General features: G+C 34.2%; 19 protein-coding genes. 12 read left to right on the top strand and 7 right to left on the bottom strand.

All coding sequences use genetic code 11. The annotated features are described in order from the left end of the window. The first annotated feature begins 62 nt into the window (after nucleotides 1-62). The 3 genes from ABTV69_RS03855 to ABTV69_RS03845 all read left to right on the top strand — a co-directional run bounded on the left by ABTV69_RS03855 (nucleotide 63) and on the right by ABTV69_RS03845 (nucleotide 3,154). Nucleotides 63-314 carry a hypothetical protein gene (locus ABTV69_RS03855; protein WP_433834362.1) on the top strand — a complete coding sequence of 84 codons (252 nt, stop codon included), beginning with the start codon at nucleotides 63-65 and terminating at the stop codon, nucleotides 312-314. 91 nt (nucleotides 315-405) lie between these two features. Then, nucleotides 406-2,466, top strand: a complete 2,061-nt coding sequence (locus tag ABTV69_RS03850) for a sensor histidine kinase (RefSeq protein ID WP_433834361.1) — start codon at nucleotides 406-408, stop codon at nucleotides 2,464-2,466. Beyond that, complete coding sequence (locus ABTV69_RS03845; RefSeq protein WP_433834360.1) at nucleotides 2,456-3,154, top strand: response regulator; 699 nt, start codon at nucleotides 2,456-2,458, stop codon at nucleotides 3,152-3,154. The genes ABTV69_RS03850 and ABTV69_RS03845 overlap by 11 nt, the downstream gene beginning before the upstream one ends. Nucleotides 3,155-3,289: 135 nt before the next feature. On the opposite strand, the gene thiL is transcribed toward ABTV69_RS03845, so the two are convergent. Next, nucleotides 3,290-4,336 carry a thiamine-phosphate kinase gene (thiL, locus tag ABTV69_RS03840; protein ID WP_433834359.1) on the bottom strand — a complete coding sequence of 349 codons (1,047 nt, stop codon included), beginning with the start codon at nucleotides 4,334-4,336 and terminating at the stop codon, nucleotides 3,290-3,292. Nucleotides 4,337-4,749: 413 nt separating this feature from the next. Here thiL and ABTV69_RS03835 point away from each other — a divergent pair, with 413 nt between their 5' ends. After that, nucleotides 4,750-5,232, top strand: coding sequence for a DinB family protein (locus tag ABTV69_RS03835; RefSeq protein ID WP_433834358.1), 483 nt, complete (start codon nucleotides 4,750-4,752; stop codon nucleotides 5,230-5,232). Nucleotides 5,233-5,274: 42 nt separating this feature from the next. Further along, a complete protein-coding gene (locus tag ABTV69_RS03830) occupies nucleotides 5,275-5,775 on the top strand; it encodes a DinB family protein (RefSeq protein WP_433834357.1) in 501 nt (166 codons plus the stop codon). Between the two features lie 45 nt (nucleotides 5,776-5,820). Here ABTV69_RS03830 and ABTV69_RS03825 read toward each other — a convergent pair whose 3' ends face one another. Beyond that, nucleotides 5,821-6,780, bottom strand: coding sequence for a helix-turn-helix transcriptional regulator (locus tag ABTV69_RS03825; protein WP_433834356.1), 960 nt, complete (start codon nucleotides 6,778-6,780; stop codon nucleotides 5,821-5,823). A 101-nt stretch (nucleotides 6,781-6,881) separates the two neighbouring features. On the opposite strand from ABTV69_RS03825, the gene ABTV69_RS03820 reads away from it, so the two are divergent. From ABTV69_RS03820 to ABTV69_RS03810, 3 genes are read left to right on the top strand one after another with little or no spacing between them, the layout of a single operon-like run. After that, nucleotides 6,882-7,625, top strand: a complete 744-nt coding sequence (locus ABTV69_RS03820; protein ID WP_433834355.1) for a prolipoprotein diacylglyceryl transferase — start codon at nucleotides 6,882-6,884, stop codon at nucleotides 7,623-7,625. After that, nucleotides 7,615-9,006 (top strand): radical SAM protein, encoded by a 1,392-nt coding sequence (locus ABTV69_RS03815; RefSeq protein ID WP_433834354.1) that lies wholly within the window; start codon nucleotides 7,615-7,617, stop codon nucleotides 9,004-9,006. Before ABTV69_RS03820 ends, ABTV69_RS03815 begins: the two co-directional genes overlap by 11 nt. A 6-nt stretch (nucleotides 9,007-9,012) precedes the next feature. Next, on the top strand, nucleotides 9,013-9,210 hold the full coding sequence (locus tag ABTV69_RS03810) for a hypothetical protein (protein ID WP_433834353.1): 198 nt from the start codon (nucleotides 9,013-9,015) through the stop codon (nucleotides 9,208-9,210). A gap of 58 nt (nucleotides 9,211-9,268) precedes the next feature. On the opposite strand, the gene ABTV69_RS03805 is transcribed toward ABTV69_RS03810, so the two are convergent. The 5 genes from ABTV69_RS03805 to ABTV69_RS03785 all read right to left on the bottom strand — a co-directional run bounded on the left by ABTV69_RS03805 (nucleotide 9,269) and on the right by ABTV69_RS03785 (nucleotide 17,210). Continuing rightward, nucleotides 9,269-9,886 carry an outer membrane beta-barrel protein gene (locus ABTV69_RS03805; protein WP_433834352.1) on the bottom strand — a complete coding sequence of 206 codons (618 nt, stop codon included), beginning with the start codon at nucleotides 9,884-9,886 and terminating at the stop codon, nucleotides 9,269-9,271. A 195-nt stretch (nucleotides 9,887-10,081) separates the two neighbouring features. After that, nucleotides 10,082-13,561: a fibronectin type III domain-containing protein gene (locus ABTV69_RS03800; protein WP_433834351.1), complete on the bottom strand. Its 3,480-nt coding sequence runs from the start codon at nucleotides 13,559-13,561 to the stop codon at nucleotides 10,082-10,084. A gap of 236 nt (nucleotides 13,562-13,797) precedes the next feature. After that, nucleotides 13,798-15,594 (bottom strand): translation elongation factor 4, encoded by a 1,797-nt coding sequence (gene lepA, locus ABTV69_RS03795; protein WP_343538121.1) that lies wholly within the window; start codon nucleotides 15,592-15,594, stop codon nucleotides 13,798-13,800. A 162-nt stretch (nucleotides 15,595-15,756) separates the two neighbouring features. Then, entirely contained in the window at nucleotides 15,757-16,458 is a 702-nt protein-coding gene (locus ABTV69_RS03790) for an NUDIX hydrolase (RefSeq protein WP_433834350.1), read from the bottom strand. A 35-nt stretch (nucleotides 16,459-16,493) separates the two neighbouring features. Further along, nucleotides 16,494-17,210 carry an NUDIX hydrolase gene (locus ABTV69_RS03785; RefSeq protein ID WP_433834349.1) on the bottom strand — a complete coding sequence of 239 codons (717 nt, stop codon included), beginning with the start codon at nucleotides 17,208-17,210 and terminating at the stop codon, nucleotides 16,494-16,496. 612 nt (nucleotides 17,211-17,822) lie between these two features. Here ABTV69_RS03785 and ABTV69_RS03780 point away from each other — a divergent pair. The 4 genes from ABTV69_RS03780 (at nucleotide 17,823) to ABTV69_RS03765 (ending at nucleotide 26,019) form a co-directional block, all read left to right on the top strand. Further along, on the top strand, nucleotides 17,823-20,912 hold the full coding sequence (locus tag ABTV69_RS03780; protein WP_433834348.1) for a SusC/RagA family TonB-linked outer membrane protein: 3,090 nt from the start codon (nucleotides 17,823-17,825) through the stop codon (nucleotides 20,910-20,912). Between the two features lie 12 nt (nucleotides 20,913-20,924). Continuing rightward, nucleotides 20,925-22,505, top strand: coding sequence for a RagB/SusD family nutrient uptake outer membrane protein (locus ABTV69_RS03775; protein WP_433834347.1), 1,581 nt, complete (start codon nucleotides 20,925-20,927; stop codon nucleotides 22,503-22,505). A 17-nt stretch (nucleotides 22,506-22,522) separates the two neighbouring features. Continuing rightward, nucleotides 22,523-23,392 (top strand): hypothetical protein, encoded by an 870-nt coding sequence (locus ABTV69_RS03770; protein WP_433834346.1) that lies wholly within the window; start codon nucleotides 22,523-22,525, stop codon nucleotides 23,390-23,392. Nucleotides 23,393-23,532: 140 nt separating this feature from the next. Beyond that, the gene (locus ABTV69_RS03765; protein ID WP_433834345.1) at nucleotides 23,533-26,019 is read left to right on the top strand and encodes a glycoside hydrolase family 2 TIM barrel-domain containing protein; all 2,487 of its coding nucleotides are present in this window, start codon (nucleotides 23,533-23,535) and stop codon (nucleotides 26,017-26,019) included. The last annotated feature ends 90 nt before the right edge of the window (nucleotides 26,020-26,109 follow it).

Raw genomic sequence — 26,109 nt, 5'->3', positions numbered from 1 at the left:
GTGGAGCATCTCCAAGAATTAAAACATAACTTTTTAAAACATAATTTAAACCCCCTCAGGTCATGAAAAAAACAGCTTTAACATTCGGATTATTTTCTTTAGTAGTAGTAGCAACTTCTTTTGCAAATCCAACAACTTCTATTATTTCAACTGAAAAACTAAGCATTGTTCCACCAGTAGACGGTAGAGGTGCTACAGGAGGTACTAGAAAACATGATGAGTTAATGAGTAACCAAGAATCATTAATCAGAAAGAATCAAGTAAGTTTTGATGCAATTAACCAATCTTTAGGAGCAAATAAAAAATTAGATTAAGTTTAGTAATTAAACGAACATTAAAAATATTTAAGCTGTCAAATTTTTGACAGCTTTTTTTTTAGTATTTTTGGGAAAATTCGCAATTATATTGAAAAAAGACCTCCAGATATTATTGTCTTCCTTTTTGGTGTTGTTTTTTATTGGCTGCACAAAGAAAAATGATTTAGCCAAGAATACAAATTCTACAGAGGATAGTCTTTCTGTTTATTTATCATTGGCTAATGACATAAGTTTAAGTTATGAAGCTAAACAGGAGTACGCTCAAAAAGCACTATCTGTAATAGAAAAAAAGAAAAATGATTCTCTTACAAGAGCAAACTTGATTAAGGTTGCTAATCGATATTTTAATATGAATGATTTAGAATCATTTAAAAAAATATCGGAGCTTGTTTTGAATAGAGCCATAATTGCGAAGGATTCTGTATATATAGCAAAGGGATATAGATACCTTGGAGATTATTACAGCAATAGAATGGTTTCTGATAGCGCTTTCAGAAGTTATTTTAAAGCTCAAAAGATTTATTTGAGGATAAATGATCAGTATAATTTAGCAAAAACATTAATAAGTAAAGCAAGTCTTCAGTACAATGAAGCTGATTTTTTTGAGAGTGAAATTTCAGTCTTTAAAGCTTTGGAGATCTTAAAAACTAAAAAAGATGTCCATGAACAGCTTTATGAATGTTATAATCTTCTAGGCATTTTGTACAATGAAAGAGAGGAATACGATAAGGCATTAGAGTATCAAAATAAAGCATTGAAGACTTTAGAAGATAAGTCTATACCATCAGATTTTCAGTGGAAAGCAACTTCATTAAATAATATCGGCTTCGTTTATATTCGCATGAAGAATTATAAGGAGGCGATATCTTATTTTCAGAAGGGATTAGAAGAAAAAAATTTATTTGAAGAAAACACTACTTTATACGCAATGTTGTTAGACAATTTAGCTTATGCTAAATTAAAATCTAATAGAATGGATGGTCTTCCAGATCAGTTTTATAGATCTTTAAAAATTAGAGATAGTTTAGGCTTAAAAATGGAAATGATATCCAATCAAATTCATTTATCGGAATATTATGCTTTAAAAAAAGATACTTTAAAAGCTGTTAAGTTTTCTAAAGAAGCTTTACTTATTTCGCGTTCTTCTGATAAACTGAATAATACTTTACAAGCATTGAAGCAAATCGCTGTGGTAGATCCTAAAAATGCATCAAAATATTCAAAAGAGTACATTCAATTGAATGATAAAATGCTTAAAGCAGAACGAAATATGGGAGAAAAATTCTCTCGTATTGAGTATGAAACCAACGAAATTAAAGATCAAAATTCAAATTTGCAGGAAAAAAATAAAACTTTGGTTTATGTATTTAGTATTTGTACATTGCTCGGACTGTTTTTTTACGTTTATAAAACACAGCAGGCTAGAAACCGCGAACTTCTTTTTAAACAGCAGCAGCAGATTGCAAATGAAGATATTTACAATTTGATGATTTCGAACCAAAATGAAATTGAGCTTACGCGAATAAAAGAAAAGAAAAGGGTTGCGCAAGAATTGCACGATGGTGTTTTAGGAAGAATGTTTGGCATTCGAATAAGTTTGGACAGTTTGGACAAGTTGGATGAAAGCGAAGCGATTTCCAAAAGAAAAAAATATCTTGCCGAACTGAAAAATGTGGAACAGGACATTCGAGAAATTTCGCATGACTTAAATAGAGAAAAATCAGAATTAATTAATAATTTTGTCTCTATTTTAGGTAAACTATTTGAAGATCAAAGAAATACATACAGTTCGAAATTGATTACTATTTTTGATCCTGATATAAAATGGGATTTGGTAAGTAACATTGAAAAAATCAATTTGTACAGAATTGTTCAGGAAGGACTTCAAAATTGTAATAAATATGCTAAGGCTGATATTATAAAAGTGGAGTTTAAAAGCGAAAATAATAATTTGGTTTTAAAGATTGAAGATGATGGAATTGGATTTAATACCAATAGAACTAAAAACGGAATTGGCCTGCATAATATAGAATATCGTGCAAAAGAATGTAAGGGTACAGTTACGATAAAATCTGCTAAAGGAGAAGGTACAATTCTCACCATAAAAATCCCAATAGACCCCAATAATAACCTGCATAATGACATTTGATTTAACCACTTCAGTTCCACAATTAGTTAAAAAGAATATTTTAATAGTAGACGACCATCCGTTTATTATTGAAGGATATAAAAATGCTATAACTCGTTATAATCCAAAACAATATGATTTTTTAATTTCCCAAGCACACGATTGTAAATCGGGCTATGATATAATAGAAAATGCCAACACGCCAGAGTTTGATATAGCTTTTTTAGATATCAGCATGCCTCCTTATGAAGAAAAAGAGATTTTTTCTGGTGAAGATTTGGCAAAGTTACTTCTTAAAAAAATGCCTTCCTGCAAGATTATTCTTTTGACGATGTATACCGAATTATTAAAAATCAAAACTATAATCAGAACCATTCAACCCAACGGATTGATTATTAAAAATGACCTTACATTTGACGAATTGCTTTTGGCTTTTGATAAAGTAATAAAAAATGAAAAATATTACAGTCAATCTGTAGTAAAAATGCTGAATCAGTCTACACACAATGCAATCGAAATTGATCAATATGACAAACAGATACTGGTTCATTTGGAAAAGCGAGCTTCAATTCCTGAAATGCTGCAAAATATTCCCATTTCTTCAAATGCCATCCAAAAACGAAAGAAACATTTAATGGAATTGCTTAAAGTAAAAAATGACTCAGATGAGGATTTGGTAAAAGAAGCAAAAAGCAAAGGGCTCTTTTAAAATTTTAGATTTTAGAGTTCAGATTTTAGATTTTTAAAACAAAATATAATAATATAAAAAACACCTAATGGATTTTAAACCTATTAGGTGTTTTTTATTGTTACTGAATACTGAGACCGTGACTAAATACTAAAATTACTCACTCAAAGCATCCCATCCGCGCGCTTTTAAGGCAATTTTTGTGTTGGCGCGGGTCACAAGATGAATTCCTTCACTTTCTTGCGTCATATGTCCGATAACAGAGAAATTTGGATTTCCTTTTATTTTGTCGAAATCATTAATATCAATTGTAAATAGAAGTTCATAATCTTCTCCGCCATTTATGGCAACCGTTGTACTGTCGATATTAAATTCTTCGCAAGTAGAAATAAACTGCGGATCTAACGGCAATTTATCTTCATATAAATTACAACCCACTTTAGATTGTTTGCAGATATGGATAATCTCAGAAGATAATCCGTCTGAAATATCAATCATGGCGTTTGGTTTTATTTCTAGAGCATGAAGCAAAGTACGAACATCTTTTCGTGCTTCCGGTTTCAATTGGCGTTCGACCAAATAAGTATAAGGATCTAAATCAGGTTGATTGTTTGGGTTAACCTGGAAAACTTGTTTTTCGCGTTCCAAAACCTGCAATCCCATATAAGCAGCACCAAGATCTCCAGTTACAACAAGCAAGTCGGTTTGTTTGGCTCCGTTTCTGTAAACCAATTCATTTTCGTCAGCTTCTCCAATTGCGGTAATACTGATAATTAATCCTTTTTGAGATGAGGTTGTGTCTCCACCAATAACATCAACTTTATATTCTTTTGCTGCATGCGTAATTCCTGCGAATAATTCTTCTAAAGCTTCAAGAGGAAAACGGTTGGAAACCGCAACAGAAACCGTAATTTGAGTCGGTTTTGCATTCATGGCACAAATGTCAGAAACATTTACCACAACTGCTTTATAGCCTAAATGCTTCAAAGGCATGTAAGCCAAATCAAAATGAACTCCTTCAATTAATAAATCGGTTGAAACGACGACTTTCTTTTCTTTAAAATCAAGAACGGCAGCATCATCGCCAATACTTTTTAAAGTAGACTCTTGCGTAACATCAAAGTTTTTAGTTAAATGGTCAATTAAACCGAATTCGCCTAATTGAGCGATACTAGTTCTCTGCTGATTTTTATCTTCAATCATTTCTCTTAAGTTCCAAAGTTATTAAGGTGCAAAGGTACAAAAGGTTTTTTTAAAGATGCTAAGATTCTGAGATGCTAAGGTTCTAAGTTTTTTTTTAAGTAACAAAGAAACAGAGAAACAGAGTTGCAAAGTTTTTTTTAAAGATGCTAAGGTTCTAAGTTTTTTCTTTTAAGTAACAAAGAAACAAGTTGCAAAGTTTTTTTCCATGTTTATTCTGTAGAGACGCACTGCAGTGCGTCTGCGTCCTGTAATTCCTCATTGTTTATCTCATTCTGTTTGTACACACACAGCTGTGCACCTCTAGGTTTGTTGGCAATTAGAAAAATTTTAAAATTTATTTTTTGCTGCTGACAAACTGTTGTCACCGGCCCATTCTACTTTTGAAGTATTAAAAATATTTAAACTTAAAAACCATGAAAACATTAGCTGCACAAGTTATTACACCAGAAGATTTATTGAAACATTGGCAAGGTCATAGAGCTTTAACACGTCGTGTAATTGAAGCTTTTCCTGAAAAAGATTTCTTCGAATTTTCTATTGCAGGTATGCGACCTTTTGCAAAACTAGTTGACGAACTTTTAGCAATAGCTGTTCCTGCTTTGAAAGGAATTGTAAATAGAGATGCTCAGCCTTATAAAGAAGCTGAAGAAAAATTGATTTTTAAAGCACAATATCTTGAAAAATGGGATGAGGCTACAGAAGAAATCAACAAATATTGGGAGCAACTGTCTATAGAAGATTTTAGCGAGACTTTCAATTTATTTGGTCAATATGAATTTCCGATTATCCATAATATTTTGTACTTTGTTGATAATGAAGTTCATCATCGTGGACAAGGTTATGTTTATTTAAGAGCTTTAAATATCGAGCCACCATTTTTCTGGGAGAGAGAATAAGCATTTTTGACCTTCATTCAGTAAAAATTAAAATGTTAGAGTATGAGTTTAAAAAGAATAATGTCCAATTATGCTGATTATAATTTATGGGTAAATCAACAATTTGTGAATTGGCTTTCGCCGAAAACGGAAGAATTGCTTTATGCAGAAATGCCTTCAAGTTTTTCTACCATTATGAAAACTCTCGATCATATTTGGTCTACTGAAGAATATTGGTTTTCTGTCATTTCCGAAACTTCATTATCAGTAAAGAAAGAAGAGAGCGATTTGTCAAAAGAGGAGGTATTTGCCGGATTATTAAATTCGTCTACAAAATTGAAACATCTTATTAATTCATTATCTGAAGAAGACTTAATGAAAGAAGTTCAAATCGTAAATCCGTGGTTTGAGTGCGAGCTGCCTATTGCTGAATATTTAATTCAGGTTATCAATCATGGCACGTATCATCGAGGACAAATTGTAACCATGGGACGAAACGTCGGAATTACAGATGCGTCCAACACCGATTATAATTTTTATAATGTAGTGAAGGCAAATCAATAACAAAAAAACTCTCAAAGATGAAATAAAGTCTCTTTGGGAGTTTTTTTATAAAAGTCGCTGTCTATTGATTTCTAATAACTCTAAAACTCTAGTTTTTAAAGATTCTGGTTCCAGAATTTTGGCATAATCTCCGAACATTAAAAACCATCTCGGGAAACCATCTTGTAAACTATGAGACATAAAGGTCATTTCGATTTCGTCTCCAATTTCTTTTTGCGAAATAAAACCGTGGTATTTCCTTTCGGTGGCTAAATATCGTGCGATTTTTTTCTGAACCAAAATTCGAACTTTTGTGGTTGGAATGGTTTCGGTTTTGGTTAAATACGTTTCTAAGGAATCATGTTCGATTGTAAAATCAAGATCTGTTTTTTTTATCTCTTGGATCCTATCGGTTCTAAACTGGCGGTAATCTTTCCGTAAATGGCAATAGCCTAGAAAATACCAATTGTTATTATCGTGAAAAACGCCAACAGGTTCTAAATTTCGTTGTGTAGTTTCTTCTTTTTCAAAAGTTTTATAGGTTAAAAGAATTTGCTTTTTTTCTGCAATTCCTTCAAAAAGAACAGCCAAAGTATTGGGTGAACTATCATTAAACATCGGTTCGGCATCTTGCATTACGATTCTCGATTCGATGTTCGAAAGATAATCTTTGTCGTTGCTTCTTAAAACTGATTTCAGTTTATACATCGCCGATGCATAGTGCGTTCCCAAAGAAGGATCGGTAAATTTCTGCATCAGTTTTTCGGCTGCAATAAAACTGCTTACTTCTTCGCGCGTAAACATAACGGGCGGAAGTCGATACCCATCCATTAAAGCATAACCTACCCCAGCTTCACTATAAATAGGAACTCCCGAAGCCTCCAAAGTTCGAATGTCTCTGTAAATAGTTCTCAAACTGCACTCAAAACGATCGGCTAACTCTTGCGCTTTGACAATCTTTTTAGATTGTAATTGAATAAGAATTGCGACAATTCGGTCAAATCGTTTTGGGGTTTCGTCGAGCATTTTTAAAGATTTTTTCAAAGATAGTATTTTATCAGCATGAGTTTGAAAACATTTTTTTTTGCATCTTTACAGAATTGTAGTATTAAATCTTGATATAAAGAATGAAGTTCCCTTTTGAGCCAGTTATTTTTGGGTATGAAATTAATATCCATTTGGTTTTAGAATATCTGGCATTTTTTTTAGGATATCGATATTATGTTTTTTTGAGAGAAAGAACGAATGATACTATTGTTTCCACAAACAGATTGTCAATTATATTAGGTGCCGCAATTGGAGCATTTTTAGGTTCTAGAATTATAGGCTTTTTAGAAAATCCTGTTTTCCATTCTGATGCCAAATCCATTTTAGAACTTTTCAATGCCAAAACCATTATGGGAGGATTGTTTGGCGGATTGCTAGGTGTTGAGATGGCTAAAAAGATTATTGGAGAAAAAGAATCGTCGGGCGACTTATTTACTTTTCCGATTATATTAGGAATTTTTATCGGAAGGATCGGCTGTTTTTTATCTGGAACAAAAGAGTTTACGTACGGAAAAGAGACAACTTTTTTTCTAGGAATGAATCTTGGCGATAGTATTAAAAGGCACCCGATTGCTTTATATGAATTAATCTTTCTGATTGTTCTATTTTTTATTTTGAAGAAATTAAAAACAAGAAATATCAAAAATGGATTGGTCTTTCAGTATTTTATGATTGCCTATTTTACGTTTCGCTTTTTCATAGAATTTCTGAAACCTAATTATTTCCTGATTTTTGGAATAAGCTCCATTCAGATCTTATGTTTAATTTGTCTGCTCTATTATAACAAAACAATTTTAAATTTATTTGTAAAAAATGCCAGTTAGAAAATATACTTATTATGACTTTACATTAAGCCTTTGTCCAGAATGCTTAAAGAGAATTGATGCTAAAATTGTTTTTGAAGATGATAATGTCTACATGCTTAAAAGATGTCCGGAGCACGGAAGTTCTAAGGTTTTAATTGCCGACGATATTCAGTATTATAAGAATATCCGAAACTATAATAAACCATCTGAAATGCCATATACTTTTAATACAAAAACGCATTATGGCTGTCCTTACGATTGTGGTTTATGCCCAGATCACGAACAGCATTCTTGTCTTACTGTTGTAGAGGTTACAGATCGTTGTAATCTAACATGTCCAACTTGTTATGCAGGCTCATCGCCTAGTTATGGTAGACACAGAACTCTCGAAGAAGTAAAAGCAATGCTAGATACGGTTGTAAAAAATGAAAAAGAGCCAGACGTAGTACAAATTAGTGGAGGAGAGCCAACCATACATCCTGAGTTTTTTGAAATTTTAGATTATGCAAAATCAACTCCGATAAAGCATTTAATGCTAAATACAAATGGAATTAAAATAGCAAAAGACAAAGAATTTGTTCAGAGGCTAAAAAGCTATTCTCCAGATTTTGAAATCTATCTTCAGTTTGATTCTTTTGAAGATAGTGTATTACAAGAATTGCGTGGCGCCGATTTAAGCGAAATACGAAAACAAGCTTTAGAAAATCTCAACGAAGTTAATTTGTCCACCACTTTGGTAGTAACACTTCAAAAAGGATTAAACGATCATGAAATAGGTAAAATTATTGAGTTTGCACTAAAGCAAAAATGCGTTCGTGGAGTCACATTTCAGCCAACTCAAATCGCGGGGCGATTGGAAAATTTCAACTTAGAAACCGATCGAATGACACTAACAGAAGTGAGAAGAAAAATTCTGGAGCAAACCAATGTTTTTAATTCAGATGATTTACTTCCTGTTCCTTGCAATCCAGATGCTTTGGTAATGGGGTATGCGTTGAAACTAGGAGACGAAGTTTTTCCGCTAACGCGATACATTAATCCAAACGATTTGCTGGATAATAGTAAAAACACGATTATTTATGAGCAGGATGAAGTACTTCGCGGTAAAATGATCGATTTGTTTAGTACAGGAAACTCTGTAGAAGTAGCGCAGGAAAACTTGAAATCGATCTTATGTTGTCTTCCTAATATTGATGCGCCAGAATTAGGTTATGATAACTTGTTTAGAATTATTATCATGCAATTTATAGATGCTTATAATTTTGATGTGAGAGCAATCAAAAAATCATGCGTCCATATTGTTAATAAGGACAATAAAATAATTCCGTTTGAAACCATGAATTTATTTTATAGAGACGATAAAGTAAAAAAACTAGAAGAATTAAGAACTAATGTATAAAAGCATATGACAGCGCTAGAAGTAGGTAATTTGGGTGGTTTGATTGCGATTTTTATAGCAATTATGGTGGGACCGCCAATTTTGATGACAATCATTGGTTTCGCAATTAAGAAAAGCAGTCCAAATGGGGCAAAAGTTTGTTTTATTATCGGAGCTTTATATCTGATTATCGGACTAGGAATATGCGGAACGCTCATGTCTTAAATAAAAAAGCTGTTCCAAATTGAAACAGCTTTTGATTATTAAATCGCAAAAAAAAAAATTAAAATCTATATAATAATCCGAATTGAGGTTGGTCAAAGATATTTTCAAACAAGTTAATGTTTAACTGAAAAGTATCTGATGATGGACCATTTTCTGGTGAAACGCTGTTGTAGGCCAAAACATTTGCTAATACAAACGTAACAGCAACATTTTTAGTAATAAAATAATTTAAGCCCACATTGATATCGGCAGTTAAACTATTGTCGGTATCGCTTCCTAGTAGGGGTGTTTCGGTTTTGTTTCTTCCGAAACCTAAGCCTGCTTCAGCGTAAGCTTTAAAACGTTTTTTATCCAATTCCAAAAAATAGTAACGAGCAAATGCGCCAATTCCAAATACATTGGTTTTAATACCAGTTGCTTCTTCTTTGTTGCTAGAATAATCTAGTTTTGCCCCAACTGCAAATTTATCGTTTAGCAAATAGCCAAATTTTGGGCTAAAACCATAATAATCATTTTCGCCGCCTGTACTAATTTTGATAGAACCTTCAAGAAACATATCGCCTTTTTCGAAAGTCACGCCTTTTGCAGAATTCATTTCAGAATCAACTTGGTCTTGTTGTGCATTCGCAAAGCAAAAAGCAAAAAGTGCTAAAATAACTGATAATTTGGTTTTCATAATCTTATATTGTTAAAGTTGTAAGATTAAAAATACATTTTCTACTATAAAAAGACTTTATGTTTGCTTGAATGAGTTAACAAACGATTTTTAGAGTTAATAATTGGATGTTTTTGTAGGGAATGCCTTTGTAATTTAGTTAAGAAAAAGCAAACAAAAAACCCGATAACATAAGTCATCGGGTTTAATTTATTTTTATTTCTTTATAAACTTTTTTACTATTGTCTTTTCATCATCTTTTAATTCTATAATATATACTCCTGAGCTGAGGTGATTTACTTCAATTCCATTTTCATTCAAATGTCCGTAAAGCACATTTTGTCCATTTAGATTACTTATTTTGTAAAGGGTCATACCATTATTATTTGGTCGCTGTATAAATAGTTTTTGAATTGCTGGATTTGGAAATAAAATATATTGCTCCATTTTTGAATCATGCTCATCTATTGAGAGACTAGATGTCGTGAATGAAATTGGATCGCTTAACGCCGAAGTGTTATTAGCATAATCTTTAGCTTTTAAAGTAAAGGAGTATACAGTTTCTGCATTTAGCCCATTTACGGTGTAAGTAGTTAAGTTTGTAGAACCGATTAAGGCGTTTCCTTGATAAATATCATAACCTGTAACAGCGATATTATCCGTTGATTCTTTCCATGATAAGACAGCTGAATTTTTCGTGATATTTGATACGTTTAAATCTACTGGAATGCTTGGGGCTTCAAATTCTATTATAGGTTGCTTAATATCCAATATATAATCTTGAATTGCTCCATTATAAAATTTTTCACAAGGAGTTGGAATTCCATTTTCCTTTAAAATAATTCTCATCTTTGTTCTTTTAGGACTTACAGTAACTGGAATCGTAAATTTTTGGATTGCTGTAAATCTATCAGCTGTAATAATAGTACTGAAAATTAATTCTCCTTCGTCATCAAAATCTGCATCCCCATTTAGATCAATCCAAAATGCTAATCCGCTTGGTTTTTTAGCGGAATAGTACTTAGAAACAGATATACTTATTGTATTTTCTTGTCCAGGCACTACGAATCCTCCAGTGCTTTTAAAATCACTATATACTCCTGATGAAGCTGAATTATTAATTTTACCCATTGTCACATTAGTGATATCATCATTGCTTTGTGCGGTACTACCCGGTATACAGTATTTTGGTGTAGCAACTGTAGTAACAGAAAGGCTACCGCTTGTTTCATTTGAGCCAGAATCGTATGCTTTTACAGTAAAAGTATATGTCGTTCCCTCTTTTAAATCTTTAAAATCATAACTTGTTGTATTCGGACCAAGTTGAGCGACAAGAAAAGTGTCATTATATATGGAATACGACTTAATGTATTGATCGTCTGTTGCTTTATCCCAAGAAAATGTGGTAGTGGTGGTTGTAGTATTACTGGTTCTTAGATTTGTTGGTGCAGTTGGTGGTATTTTATCAATTAACGTAGTTACCAATACGGGATCACTTTTTATCGAGCTTTGTCCTTCACTGTCTGCGGCTTCTACTTGAAACGAATAATTTGTATTGTTTTGCAGATTCGTTACTGTATAAGTCGAAAGATTTGTGTAAGCAACAAATGCATTATTTGAAGTTATTTTATAAGTAATAGAACCTGAACTGTTTATTGAAGGGTTCCATGTTAAAGTAGCTTTTGTAGGAGTAACATCAGATGCTGTAAGAGCAGTTGGTGCTGTAGGAGGTGTATCAGTTAAAGTTTTTACAATGACCGGAGTGCTTGAAACTGAAAGTTCATCATTTGCATTTTTAGATTTTACAGTAAATAAATAAGAAGTTGCTTGTGCTAATCCTGTAACGGTGAAATTATTTGTTTGTGAAGATCCTATCAGTACTGATCCTTGGTAAATTTCGTAACTCGTAATGTTTGTAGTATTGGATGGTGCCGTCCATGTTAAATTGGTTGTTGATGGAGTTGTCCCTGAAGAGACAAGATTGGTCGGAGCATCTGGACGATTTTGACTTATCGTATTATTTACAATATTTATTGTGTAGTCTTCAATCTCTCCATAATTATAAGTTCCTGTGTAATCACCACATGGAGATGGATTTGCGGCATATCGAATTCCAACTCTCATTCTTGTAGCTCCCGTAATAGCAGTTTCAGGTATCACAAAAGTCCCTAATACAGGTGATTCTGTAGTGGTACTTTGATACCAAACCATTTCACCTGCATCATAAAAGTCTTTATCACCGTTATAATCAATCCAAACCGCATATTGTTCTCCAAATTGCGTTCTGCCTTTAATCCATTCGCGAGGCTTAATGGTTATTAGATTGGGTTCTCCTTTTTTTAAATCGGTTGAAAGGTTGGTGTAGTCGCTATAACTGCTACTTGACACGCCAGAAACATTATCAATTGATCCTATTTTTACCCTAGTTATAAATTCATCAAACATTTGGCTAAGCCCAATCGCAACGCAATAAGTTGGAATTTTAGGGAGTGTCTTTATCACAACTGTATTGCTTTCTTCAGAAGTGTTTTCGAGCGCATCCATAGCCCTTACCGTTAAATTATATGTAGTTTCGGGTGTTAATCTGCTAATTTTAAAACTATTTGTTGTCGAGGTTGCGATTAAATCAGTTCCATTGTAAATTACATATTCAGTAACTTTCTTATTATCTGTTGAAGCAGTCCAAGATAGATTTACTGACGTATCGCTTATTTCAGATGCAGCCAAATTTGTAGGCGGGGTTGGCGGAATTGCATCAAGAGTTTCGCAAACTAATGGAACTGTTGCGGGCGAAACATTTCCGGCAGCATCTCTAGCTATCACAGAGAATGAATAAAAATTATTCGCTTTTAACCCTGTTATTGTATAGTTTGTTTTTGATGTAGTCCCGATTAGTAAGTTTCCTCCTTGATAAATTTCATAATCCGTAACCCCTTCACTATCTGATGAAGCCGTCCAAGATAAATTTATTGATGTCGTTGTAATATCAGAAGAAGAAAGGTTAGTTGGAGTAGTTGGGGCAATAATATCAAGGGCCTTGACTACTACAACATTACTTTGCAAAGAACTGTTAAACGCAGCATCAGTAGCCTGAATTGAAAAATTGTAGGTAGTAGATTGTTTTAATCCTGTAGCGATGTAAGTTCTCGTGGATGCATCTACTTTTGCCCATAATGTAAAAGTATTATTATAGATGGAATAGCCAGTAACGCCTACATTATCTGTTGATCCCATCCATGATAAATTAACAGAAGTTGCGGTTATATCTGATGCTGCTAGATTTGTTGGTGCTGTAGGTTTAGTTCCATCTGGAGTCGTAACAATAATTAAATTGCTCGATACAGAAGTATTTCCAGCATCATCTTTTGCTTTTACACTAAAGGTGTAGGTGGTCAATTCTGTTAGTCCTGTTATTTTAAAGTATGGTTCAGATTGGTCTGTTGTGCCTATAAGAACAGTTCCATTATATATTTCGTATGAAGCAACGCGAACGTTATCCGTTGATGATGTCCAATTTATAGAACAAGTTGTCGCAAATGTTTGATACGCTTTTGCATTAGTTGGTGCTGTTGGTGCTTCATTATCTATGGTTTGAAAATAGAAGGAGCTCTTATAATTTGCGTGTGAAAATAAAGGCATTAAGAACAGAATTCCTAAAACTAATTTTAATTTGTTTTTGAGTAAAGTTTGTTTCATAGGCGGAGTCTTGAGCAATTTATGAATCGAGTAATGTGTTTTTGGTGTTTAATTTTGTAGTAAATCTATTAGTTTTTATTGAATAAAAAAAGTTGTTTTAGCTCAATAAAATTTGACCTATTGTGTAGCATTCTGTAAATTTATTTATGAAGTTTAAACAGAACAAAAAACCCGACAACATAAGTTATCGGGTTTAGTATATATTCTTGCTTCTTTCTTCTTTTTTCTAAAAAAGACTAGTCGTTCAATTTCAAAACAGCCATAAATGCTTCTTGCGGAATCTCAACGTTTCCTACTTGACGCATACGTTTTTTACCTTTTTTCTGTTTTTCAAGCAATTTACGCTTACGCGAAATATCTCCACCATAACATTTTGCGGTAACGTCTTTACGAAGTGCTTTAATCGTTTCACGAGCGATAATTTTAGCTCCAATTGCAGCCTGAATCGGAATATCAAATTGCTGTCTTGGGATAAGTTCACGCAATTTTTCGGTCATTTTTTTACCAATGTTGTATGCGTTGTCTTCGTGAATCAATGCAGAAAGCGCATCAACAGTTTGAGCATTCAATAGAACGTCCAATTTCACCAATTTCGAAGTTCTCATTCCGATAGGAGAATAATCGAAAGAAGCATAACCTTTAGAAACTGTTTTTAAACGATCGTAGAAATCGAATACAATCTCTGCCAATGGCATATCAAAATTCAACTCAACTCTTTCAGTTGTTAAGTAGGTTTGATTTGTAATTAAACCGCGTTTTTCGATGCATAAACTCATTACGTTTCCAACGAAATCGGCTTTTGTAATGATGGTAGCTTTAATAAATGGCTCTTCAACTCTATCAAGTTTTGAAGGCTCTGGTAAATCAGATGGATTGTTTACAACGATCGCTGTTTCTGGATGTTTCTTAGTGTAAGCTAAGTACGAAACGTTAGGAACTGTTGTAATTACAGTCATATCGAACTCACGCTCTAAACGTTCTTGGATGATCTCCATGTGAAGCATTCCTAAGAATCCGCAACGGAAACCAAATCCTAATGCCGCAGAACTTTCAGGAGTAAATACTAATGAAGCGTCATTCAATTGTAATTTTTCCATTGACGAACGTAAGTCTTCGTAATCTTCTGTGTCAACAGGATATATACCCGCAAATACCATTGGCTTTACATCCTCAAAACCAGCAACCATATTTGTTGTAGGCACTTTTGCATCTGTAATTGTATCACCAACTTTTACTTCACGAGCTTCTTTAATTCCAGAAATCAAATAACCAACGTCTCCAGCAGAAACTACATTTTTAGGAACTTGATTTAATTTTAAAGTTCCAATTTCGTCTGCAAAATATTCGTTGTCTGTAGCCATGAATTTAATTTTCTGGCCTTTTTTGATTTCACCATTTACAACTCTGAAGATTACCTCAATTCCACGGAATGGATTGTAAACCGAATCAAAAATTAAAGCTTGTAATGGCTCTTCTGGATTTCCTTTTGGAGCTGGAATTTTTTCAATAATGGCAGCAAGAATGTTCTCAACACCAAAACCAGTTTTTCCAGATGCGTGAATAATATCTTCTAATTTACAACCAAGCAAATCGATAATATCATCACTAACTTCTTCTGGATTAGCACTTGGCAAATCGACTTTGTTTAAAACCGGAATAATTTCCAAGTCGTTTTCAAGAGCTAAATATAAGTTTGAAATCGTTTGTGCTTGAATACTTTGTGCCGCATCAACGATCAAAAGTGCGCCTTCGCAGGCAGCGATAGATCTTGAAACTTCGTATGAAAAGTCAACGTGTCCAGGAGTATCAATTAAGTTTAAGATATATTCTTCGCCTTTGTACTTGTATTCCATTTGGATGGCATGACTCTTAATGGTAATTCCACGCTCGCGCTCTAGGTCCATGTTGTCAAGCAATTGTGCTTTTTCTTCACGGGCTGTAACGGTTTGTGTAGCACTTAGTAATCGGTCTGCTAATGTACTTTTACCGTGGTCAATGTGTGCAATAATGCAAAAATTACGTATCTTCTTCATTTGTATATATCAGTTCTCTAAACGAGTTTAAGTATTTTTTGGGTTTAAAACAGACTAAAGCAATTGCTTTAAAGCATGTTATTAAGGCGCAAAGATAGCGCAAAGTTTTGGATTCTGGAATCTAGTTGTAGGATAGTTGAGCGTAAAGAATTAAAAATGGCATTAAAATTCAAAATTGAATCCTTTTTCTGTTAATTTCTTGTACATTTCAGGGTCAAATTTGTAAAGTTTGGCCGCTCTGTGCGAAACATCTTTTTGCTTTTCATCCAATGCGGTAAGCAGTTTCATGTGCAATACTTTTCTTCTGAAGTTCGATTTGTCCAATTCGATTCCTAAAATTTCTTCATACAAATGCATTAATTGCAATAAAGTAAATTTTTCTGGAAGAAGATTAAAACCAATTGGTGCTTGGCGTACGCGATTTCTTAACTGCAGTAAGCTGAAGTCGAGAATTTCGTTATGGTCAAAAATAAGTTCGGGAATTTCATTGATTTTATACCATTTTGCTTCGATAACTCGCAAACTGGCTTTAATATTATAATCTTCACGATTGACTAGAGTATAATAACCAATGGTCACGACACGCCTTTCTAAAACACGCTGCGGATTTGTAAATGCCTTCAGCTGTTCCAAATAAATGTCTTCCAGTCCAGTAAGTTCTTGCAAGATACGTTGTGCAGCATCATCGGCACTTTCGTCTGCCTGAAGCCATCCGCCAAGTAAACCCCATTTGCCCTTACTTTCGCCTTGAGCATGCTGAACCAAGAGCACTTCAAGACTCTCTTTGTTAAATCCGAAGAAAACACAGTCAATTGTGATTCCGTCAACGGCTGGTTTGTGATGGTTAGTAGTAATTTCAGTCAATTTATTGTTGTCGTGTTATTAAGTTGTATTGAAAATTAAAATTCAAAATTGAATCCTTTTTCAGTTAGTTTTTTATAGATTTCTGGATCAAACTTGTACAATTGTGCTGCTCTGTGTGATACATCCTGTTGTTTTTCGTCTAATGCTGCCAAAAGTTTCATATGTAGAATTTTTCTTCTAAAGTTAGGTTTGTCCATTTCGATTCCTAAAATTTCTTCATATAACTGCATCAATTGCAGTAGTGTAAATTTTTCTGGAAGCAAATTAAAACCAATTGGCGTTTGGCGAACTCTATTTCTAAGATGTTTTAAGCTGTAATCTAAAATCTCATTGTGATCGTAAATCAGATTTGGAATAGTATTGATTTTGTACCATTGCGCATCTGAAGCTGTAAAACCTGCTTTAATGTTATAGTCTTCTCTTTTTACTAATGCATAATAGCCAATAGTGATTACGCGTCGAAGTGGAAAACGATCTGGATCTCCAAATGCTTTCAGCTGTTCTAGATAAATATTATCAAGACCGGTAAGCTCATTTAATAAACGATGAGCGGCATTGTCGGTACTTTCCTTTTTGTAAATCCATCCACCTGGAAGTCCCCATTTTCCTTTGCTAATACCTTCGGCATGTTGCACCAAAAGTACTTCAAGACTGCCTTTGTCAAAACCAAAAATCACACAATCAATCGTGATGGCATTCATCGCGCTGTTTTCATTTTTTTGAGCAGTTTTGTCTTCTACATTTTCAACCATATGTGAGATAAATTTTGACAAATTAAATAAATAAAATCATTATTAACCTTTTTGAAAGCCTTATATTTTTTTTAACCAAACAAAATTTTGATAATCAGCTATTTAAAAATGTGCTAAAAAAGCCTTGTTTTTAAATGAATTCTTAAATGACTGATTGTCAATTTTATAAAACACTGATTTTTTTACATTTTTTATTTCAATTATTGCTAAGGTTTTACAGCATTAATAAAAATGAATTAGGATTAATCAGAATCGAAAAAAAATAACCCTAATATTTTGTTAATATAGAAAATTTGTTTTACACTTGTAGTCAAATTTACCATAAGATAAATTCAAATTGACTATAAGTAAAAAAAGAACAAAATTACACTTAACTTAAACTTACCACAAATGTTTTTTTTAGAAATTGATTTAAATCGCTTTTGGATGAGATTACCATCATCAAATTCTGACCAAAGAATCAATTTTGAAGTTGCTTATAGTCTGCAAGTACTAAATGTTGGAAAAGAGATTCAGGCCCTCTTTTTTGGCATGACCTGCTTGGGAAGTTTTTCCGGATTTCTCCTAGGGTAAAAAACACTAACTATAACTTAAACTTAATCAATTCTTATTATGAAAAGCAAAAATTGTATTAAAACAACAAAGCTTCCATATTTTATGGCGGTGCTGCTTAGCGTATTTATGATGCAGTTTGGATTTGCTCAAGAATCTAAAACTGTAAGTGGGACAATTACCTCTTCCGAAGACGGATTTGGAGTTCCAGGAGCAACTGTACAAGTACAGGGGACAAAATCGAGTACTGTTACCGATTTTGATGGAAAATATAAAGTGGAGGCTAAAACGGGAGATGTTTTAGTAATCACTTTTGTGGGTTTCAAATCGCAGAATGTTACGGTTGGAACTCAAAAAACGGTAAATGTGGTTTTGAGTCCAGAAACTGCAGAACTTAAAGAAATTGTAGTAATCGGTTACGGTACCCAAAAGAAGAAAGTTAATACAGCTGCGACTTCTTTGGTGTCTGGAAAAGACATTCAGCAAGTGGCATCTCTTGATGTTGTAAATGCTTTACAAGGTCAGGCTTCTGGGGTTTCTGTAACGTCATCTTCTGGTCAGCCGGGAGCGAATATGGTGGTAAATATTCGTGGAGCGGGTACAGCAGGAAATAGCGATCCTCTTTATGTGGTTGATGGTGTAGTGGTAGACAACGGAATCGGATATCTTGATCCGTCTGTTATTGAAAGGGTAGATATTTTGAAAGATGCTTCTGCGGCTTCTATCTACGGAGCAAGAGCAGCAAATGGAGTTATCTTGGTTACGACTAAAAAAGGTAAAGATGGTAAAATGAATGTGTCTTTCAGTACCTATACAGGTTTTCAGCAAATTGCTAAAAAACTGGATTTGATGAATACACAAGAGTATACTACAATTATGAACGAAGCTCGTGTAAATTCTGGATATGCTCCATTATATACAAAAGAGCAAATCGCAGGATTTCCTAACCACGATTGGCAAAATGATTTGTTTAACGAAGGTGCAATGAAACAAAACCACTCTCTTTTGATTACAGGTGGCGACGAAAAATCTACTATTGCAACTGGTTTATCTTACTATGGACAAGAAGGTATGATTGGCGGATCTACAAATCAGTCTCAATATGACCGTATTACTTTTACAGCAAACTCTACTTCTGAAGTGATTAAAGGATATTTGAAAATTGGTGAAAACTTCACTTTATCAAACATCAAATCAAGTGGTGTTGCAGATGATGGTATCTACAGCAATGCAATTAGAAGTTTCTTAAACGCTGCTCCAATTGATCAGCCGTATGACGAAAATGGAGATTTTGCACGTTCTATTATTTCGCAAGATATTAGCAATCCTGTTGGATCTTTATATTACAACAACTTCAATCAGACTAAAACAAACCGTTATGTAGGTAATATTTTTGCTGAATTGAAATTTGCTAAAAACTTTACTTTCAGAACTAGTTATGGTGTTGATATGACAGATAGCAACTACCGTTCTTTCAGACCAGTTTATTCTCTTTCTTCAAATGATAATAATACGGTTTCTAGCGTAACTCAAAGCTCAACAAAATCTATAGGATGGATTTTTGAGAACACGCTTCAATACAAATTCAATATTGCATCTGCTCATAATTTTGATGTATTAGTAGGTACTTCTGCTAAGCAAAATACTTCAGATTATATGGAGGGGCAAGGAAGAAACTTAATTTTTGATGATTTTGAGCATGCTTATTTAGATAATGCTAAAGATCCAACATCAAATGTGGTAAAAGGAAATCGTAAAGATTATTCTATTCAATCTTACTTCGGACGTTTATTGTACGATTACAACAATAAGTACTTATTCTCTGCAACAGTTCGTCGTGACGGTTCATCAGAATTTGGTCCAGATAATAAATATGCTATTTTCCCATCGTTCTCTGCAGGATGGAATTTAGATAAAGAAGCTTTCTTTAAAGAAAACAAAGTTTTAAATACTTTCAAATTAAGAGCAAGCTGGGGACAAAATGGTAATGACCAATTTGGTAGGAGATTTGCATATCTGTCAACAGTAAACTCAACAGACAAAACATATCACTTTGGTACTGGTGACGAAACGTTATTAGTGGGTTCAAGCCCAGACCAATTGGCAAACCGTAACTTAAAATGGGAAACTTCAGAGCAATTAGATTTAGGTTTTGATGCCACATTGTTTAACAACTTTACATTGACTTTTGATTACTATGACAAGAAAACTAAAGATTGGTTAGTATTGGCATCTATCCCAACTTATGCTGGAGCAACTGCACCTTACATTAATGGTGGAGACGTTAGCAACAAAGGTTTTGAAATTGGCTTATCTTACCGTACACGTTTTGGAAAAGATTGGAATTTTGCAATCAATGCAAACCTTTCTCGTAACCAAAATGAAGTGTTGAGAATTGCAAATAGCGAAGGAATTATTCACGGAGAATCAAACGTATTATTTCAAGGTTTAGATGAGATGAACCGTGTTGAGGTTGGAAAACCAATGGGTTATTTCTACGGATTAAAAACAGCTGGAATCTTCCAAAATGCTGCTGAAGTTGCTGCAGGTGTTCAGCCAAACGCAATGCCAGGAGATGTACGTTTCGTAGACTTAAACGGAGACGGAAAAATCGATGCAAACGATAAAACTCAAGTTGGAGATCCGAATCCAGATATTAACTATGGTGTCAATTTAGAATTATCATATAAAGCTTTTGACTTGTCAATAAATACGTATGGTATCGCTGGGGGACAAAACGTTTTTGGATTTCACGATTACACACGTGCCTATACAAACAATACAACAGATGTATTAGGAAGATGGACAAGCGAAGGAACTTCTAACAGAATTCCGAGAGTAACTTACGGAACAGATGATAATGGAAATTACACTAAATTCTCTGATTTGTATATTCAAGATTCAGATTTCTTCAGAATCAAAAATGCTACTATCGGATGCGATTTGACAAAATTAACAGACAGACTGAAATTCTTTAGTAAATTCAGATTGTACGTGGCAGGAAATAACATTTACACTTTCACGAAGTACAAAGGAATGGATCCAGAAATTGGTTTCGGAAACGTAAACCAGTCTTGGGCTAAGGGTATTGATGTTGGATATTATCCTCAGCCAAGAACCTATTTAATGGGTCTAAATGTTAACTTTTAAATTTTGAAAATCATGAAAACATATATAAAATTATTTGCCCTTTCAAGCTTACTTGTTTTAGGTTCTTGTTCGGAAGATTTTTTAGAAAACGAACCATATACAGATAAAGTAACAGAGAATTTTTACAAAACACCATCTGATGCTTTTGAAGGTCTGGTTGCCGTTTATGACGTATTGCAAAGAGAAGCTTATGGTACGCAATTGATCGTAAGTGAGCAGGCATCTGACAACTGTTTTGGCGGATTTGGTCTTGCTGATCCAACAGTAGATTTGCAATGGGACCGCTTTCAATATAATACAGATAAAGATATGAATGCCTTAACTTGGACAAACTCATATCTTGGAATTTACAGAGCTAATATTTTATTAGAAAACTTAGACAAAGTAAATTGGGGAACTGATACTGCTTTGAAAACTCGTTACGAAGCTGAAGCTCGTTTCTTAAGAGCGCACTTTCACTTTCAGGCTGCAAAAATGTTTGGAGATATTATTCCGTTGGATCACACGGTAACAACAAGCGAATTTCAATTACCGAGACAAGCGCCAGAAGTTACGTATGCTTTAATTGCTAACGATTTGAAATTTGCTGCAGATAACTTAAATAATGATAATTATTCAAAAGCAGGAAATGCAAACTTCGGACGTATTACAAAATGGGCTGCAGAAGCATATTTAGCTAGAACATTCTTGTTCTACACGGGAGCTTACAGCAAACCAGATTTAGCTGGAGTAATCACAAAAGCGCAGGCGACAACTTATATCAATGATGTTGTAAGTAACAGTGGACACGATTTAGTTCCTGATTTTGCAAATCTTTGGTTGGCAGCTTCTTTAGAAAACTTTGTTGGAGAAGATAATACAGAAATGGTTTGGGCTGTTCGTTTTAATGGTTCAGGAAAAGGAAATTGGGATCTTCACGAAGGAAATCGTTTCCAAGTAAACATTGCACCGCGTGGAGGAGCAATTGGAAGATATGCAACAGGATGGGGAGGAGCAACGGTGAATCCTAAACTTGTTCAAGCTTATGAAGCTACTGATACTAGAAAAGCGGCTTCTTTTATTGATTATGCTGGTGAAAATTTAAATTTTGATCCTCAAGCAAGAGAGCAACGCCAATACACAGGATATTCTTGGAAAAAATATTGCCCGATTACAAATGCGGCAGGAACTGCTGTTGTGGAAGCTAATGGTGGAAATTTCCAAATTGATAACTACCAAGATTATGCAATTATTCGTTTTGCAGATGTTTTGTTAATGGCTGCGGAATTGAATCTAGATGGAAATGCAGGTTTAGCGCAAGCGGATTTAGACAGAGTTCGTGACCGTGCTTTTAAAAACACGACTCATAGAGTAACGGCAACGAAAGCAACTATTATGGAAGAGCGCCGTTTGGAGCTGGCATTAGAAGGATTGCGTTATTTCGATTTAATCAGACAAGGAATGCCTGCAATGAAAGCTGCTATTGATAATAACACCGGAGATTCTCAGTTTGCTGTAACATTCAGAACAGAAACTCTAGGGTGGTTCGCTTTACCGCAATCGCAAATAGTACTTTCAAATAATACTATTCAGCAAAATCCAGGTTGGAATTAACTTTTAAACAATTGATTATGAAACGTATATTATATATAGTATTAGCGGCTGTAACAATCAGTTCGTTTTTATTCTCTTGTGAGCCTGTTGAAGATCGCGAAAGCCTACCAGCAGTGACGCTTACACCTGAAACAATTAAATTTTCTGTAACTCAAAATGCAGCAAATAAAAATGAAGTTATTCTAAAAAATGATGATCCAACAGTGATTCCATTTTGGAAATATGTAGATGCAAAAGGAAACGAATTAGGACATTCTAATAAAAGTGATGATAAAGTTACTTTTCCTTTTGCTGGAAAATACACTGTTTTTTACACAGCTTTTGTTAGAGGTGGTTCTGTTGAAGCTGCTCCAGTAACTATTGATGTTCCTGAAAATGATGAAACATTCTTTAGAGATCCAAGATGGGAGAAATTGACAAACGGACAAGCTGGAAAAACTTGGGTATTATACATGACTGCTCCATTAGAATTTATCGGTAATACTCCTGGTTATATAAACAGAGCTGTGAGTGGACCAGGTTGGTGGCCTCCATTGTCAGATATTTCATGGGCTGGTCTTGAAAATAAAGATTGGGGAGAAATTACATTTGATCTTAACGGAGGATACAACGTTTCGGTTACACAAACAAATCCAACATTAGGAAGTACAGCTAAGACAACTAAAAAAGGAACATTCAATTTTAGTTTAACAGATGGCGAAACAAATGACAGAATTGCTTTCAATGGAGGAACAGAAATGTTGCACCCTAATGAGCCAAGTTATTTTAGTCCTTCATTTAGTTTTACTAATGTGAAAATTGTTGAACTTACCGATACAAGTTTATGTTTTATTGCAATTAGAGCAGATAATGACTATTTGATTTATCATTTAGTACCAAAATCATAAGTTAGTTAGTTTTTGAAGTCTCAGTCCTAAAAGCATTCCGTAATGTTCTTTAAGACTGAGACTTAAATTATTTTATTACAGAAGAAATGAAATCGATTTTTATTTCTATCTTCAAATTCCAAAAAAAAACAAAAGGACCTATGCATATTCGAAAAAACATAAAAAACATACGTTTATGGGCAGTCGCAGCGGGAATTCTTTTCTTGAATTCTTGTACTAAAAAAGAGGATGCGTTTGTAAACCGAAAAGTTTCTTTTAATGCAGATTGGAGCTTTCATCTTAATGATAGTTTGGTTGATAAAGATACTATCGGAACTGCAACAAAATGGAGAACTTTAGATGTTCCTCATGATTGGAGTATCGAAGGACAATTTGATGAAAAAAGTCCTGCAGGTTATGGCGGAGGATCGCTTAACGGAGGCTTAGGCTGGTACAAAAAAACATTCAAAGTTGCTGCTGAGGACAGCACGAAAATAACGTCAATCACTTTTGATGGCGTTTACAGAAACAGTGAAGTTTGGATAAATGGACATTATTTAGGAAAACGTCCTAACGGATATATTGGCTTCCAATATAAAATTTCTCCCTACTTAAATTACGGAGACAAAAACAACGAAATAATTGTAAAGGTTGACAATTCAAAACAACCTAATTCACGTTGGTATTCGGGTTCAGGAATTTTTAGAAATGTCTGGCTTGAAACTACAGATAAATTACATGTTGAACATTGGGGAACTTATGTTACAACTCCAAAGGTTACTGCCGAAAAAGCTTCGGTAAATATTGAAACTCGAATTCAAAATGATCATTCAGATTCGAAAAAAGCAACAATTGTAACTGCTATTTATAAAGAAGACTCAAAAGTAACTTCAGTTACTTCGCAAATAACACTTACTGCAAAAAGCGGCTTATTATTCAATGATAAGGTAGAAATTGAAAATCCAATTTTATGGTCAGATGAAAATCCGGAATTGTACACAGCGGTTACGGAAATTTTAGTTGACGATAAAGTGGTTGATCAATACAAAACCAATTTCGGAATCAGAGAATTCAAATTTGATTTAAAGAAAGGTTTTATTCTGAATGGAAAACAAGTCAAAATAAAAGGAGTTTGCATGCACCACGATTTAGGTCCGTTGGGTGCTGCAATCAATACACGCGCTATTGAACGTCAATTGGAAATTCTGAAAGAGATGGGTGTTAACGGAATTAGAACTTCCCATAATCCACCTGCTCCAGAACTTCTTGATTTATGCGATAAAATGGGTTTTATTGTTATGGATGAAGCTTTTGATATGTGGAAACAAAACAAAACCAAATACGATTATGCAAATGATTGGGACAAATGGCACAAACAAGATTTAATCGATCAATTGTTACGCGATAGAAATCACGCAAGTATTTTTATGTGGAGTATCGGAAATGAAATTCCAGAACAATGGAGCGAAACGGGTGTAGAAATTGCTAAAGAATTAGCTGCAATCACTCGCGAGTACGATAAAACAAGACCAATTACTGCAGGAATGAATCCGCCAGTAAATATGAATATTGATGCGGTAACTTTGCAATTTGAGAAAAAGAATGTTTCGATTAATCCGCTTGCTGGATCGGGAGTTTTAGATTTAATTGGATACAATTATGCACATCAAACATTTGAACATCATTTGGAAAATTTTCCAAAAACACCTTTCATCGCAACCGAAACGACTTCAGGTTTGCAGACAAGAGGATATTACGATGCCGTTTCAGATACCATCAAAAAATGGCCGGTAAGATGGGATCTTAAATTTACTGAAGGAAATCCTGGAAATACAGTTTCGGCCTACGATCAAGTGCAAACGCCTTGGGGATCTACGCACGAAGCTACTTGGAAAATCATTAAAAAACACGATTTCTTAGCAGGAATGTACGTTTGGACAGGTTTCGATTATATCGGAGAACCAACTCCATACGAATGGCCATCGGTAAGTTCGTATTTCGGCATTGTCGATTTAGCCGGTTTCCCGAAAGACGTGTATTATATGTACCAAAGTGAATGGACCACTAAAGATGTTCTTCACATTTTCCCACATTGGAACTGGAAAGCGGGACAAACCGTTGACGTTTGGGCATATTATAATAATGCTGATGAAGTGGAACTTTTCGTAAACGGAAAATCAGTTGGGAAAAGAGCTAAAAAAGGAGACGATTTACACGTAATGTGGAGAATTCCTTTTGAAGCAGGAACGCTTAAAGCTATTTCCCGCAAAGGCGGAAAAGTGGTTTTAGAAAAAGAAATCAAAACAGCTGGAAATCCTTCGCAATTGAAATTAACAGCTGACAGAAGTACAATTAAAGCAGACAAAAATGATTTGTCATTTGTAACGGTAGATATTTTGGATGCCAACGGAACGATAGCACCAAATGCCAATAACGAAATCAATTTCTCATTAAAAGGAAATGGAAAAATCGTAGGCGTTTGCAGTGGAGATCCAGTAAGCCATGAACCGTATAAAGTAACAAAACATACCGCACTGGCTGGAAAATGTTTGGTAATTGTACAATCGGGAGATAAATCAGGAAGATTGGAATTAACCGCAAGTGCAAACGGATTGAAATCATCCACAATCCTAATTACAGCAAAATAAGTTTTCTAATTTTTGAAATTTTAAATATAGACACAGTTTAAAAGTATTAAAAGATTTTATGCTCCCGCAGATTTAGCAGATCATGCAGAT

Source organism: Flavobacterium anhuiense (assembly GCF_050990855.1).
In the GTDB taxonomy this organism is placed as follows: domain Bacteria; phylum Bacteroidota; class Bacteroidia; order Flavobacteriales; family Flavobacteriaceae; genus Flavobacterium; species Flavobacterium anhuiense_C.
Note: the sequence above shows the minus strand (reverse complement) of the source record. Positions and strands in the feature narration are given on the sequence as shown.

Bases quoted from the DNA above. Each gene is read 5' to 3' on its own strand.
- ABTV69_RS03855 (WP_433834362.1), top strand. From the start codon at position 63: ATGAAAAAAACAGCTTTAACATTCGGATTATTTTCTTTAGTAGTAGTA.
- ABTV69_RS03845 (WP_433834360.1), top strand. From the start codon at position 2,456: ATGACATTTGATTTAACCACTTCAGTTCCACAATTAGTTAAAAAGAAT.
- thiL (WP_433834359.1), bottom strand. From the start codon at position 4,336: ATGATTGAAGATAAAAATCAGCAGAGAACTAGTATCGCTCAATTAGGC.
- ABTV69_RS03835 (WP_433834358.1), top strand. From the start codon at position 4,750: ATGAAAACATTAGCTGCACAAGTTATTACACCAGAAGATTTATTGAAA.
- ABTV69_RS03830 (WP_433834357.1), top strand. From the start codon at position 5,275: ATGAGTTTAAAAAGAATAATGTCCAATTATGCTGATTATAATTTATGG.
- ABTV69_RS03825 (WP_433834356.1), bottom strand. From the start codon at position 6,780: ATGCTCGACGAAACCCCAAAACGATTTGACCGAATTGTCGCAATTCTT.
- ABTV69_RS03820 (WP_433834355.1), top strand. From the start codon at position 6,882: ATGAAGTTCCCTTTTGAGCCAGTTATTTTTGGGTATGAAATTAATATC.
- ABTV69_RS03815 (WP_433834354.1), top strand. From the start codon at position 7,615: ATGCCAGTTAGAAAATATACTTATTATGACTTTACATTAAGCCTTTGT.
- ABTV69_RS03810 (WP_433834353.1), top strand. From the start codon at position 9,013: ATGACAGCGCTAGAAGTAGGTAATTTGGGTGGTTTGATTGCGATTTTT.
- ABTV69_RS03805 (WP_433834352.1), bottom strand. From the start codon at position 9,886: ATGAAAACCAAATTATCAGTTATTTTAGCACTTTTTGCTTTTTGCTTT.
- ABTV69_RS03800 (WP_433834351.1), bottom strand. From the start codon at position 13,561: ATGAAACAAACTTTACTCAAAAACAAATTAAAATTAGTTTTAGGAATT.
- lepA (WP_343538121.1), bottom strand. From the start codon at position 15,594: ATGAAGAAGATACGTAATTTTTGCATTATTGCACACATTGACCACGGT.
- ABTV69_RS03785 (WP_433834349.1), bottom strand. From the start codon at position 17,210: ATGGTTGAAAATGTAGAAGACAAAACTGCTCAAAAAAATGAAAACAGC.
- ABTV69_RS03780 (WP_433834348.1), top strand. From the start codon at position 17,823: ATGAAAAGCAAAAATTGTATTAAAACAACAAAGCTTCCATATTTTATG.
- ABTV69_RS03775 (WP_433834347.1), top strand. From the start codon at position 20,925: ATGAAAACATATATAAAATTATTTGCCCTTTCAAGCTTACTTGTTTTA.
- ABTV69_RS03770 (WP_433834346.1), top strand. From the start codon at position 22,523: ATGAAACGTATATTATATATAGTATTAGCGGCTGTAACAATCAGTTCG.
- ABTV69_RS03765 (WP_433834345.1), top strand. From the start codon at position 23,533: ATGCATATTCGAAAAAACATAAAAAACATACGTTTATGGGCAGTCGCA.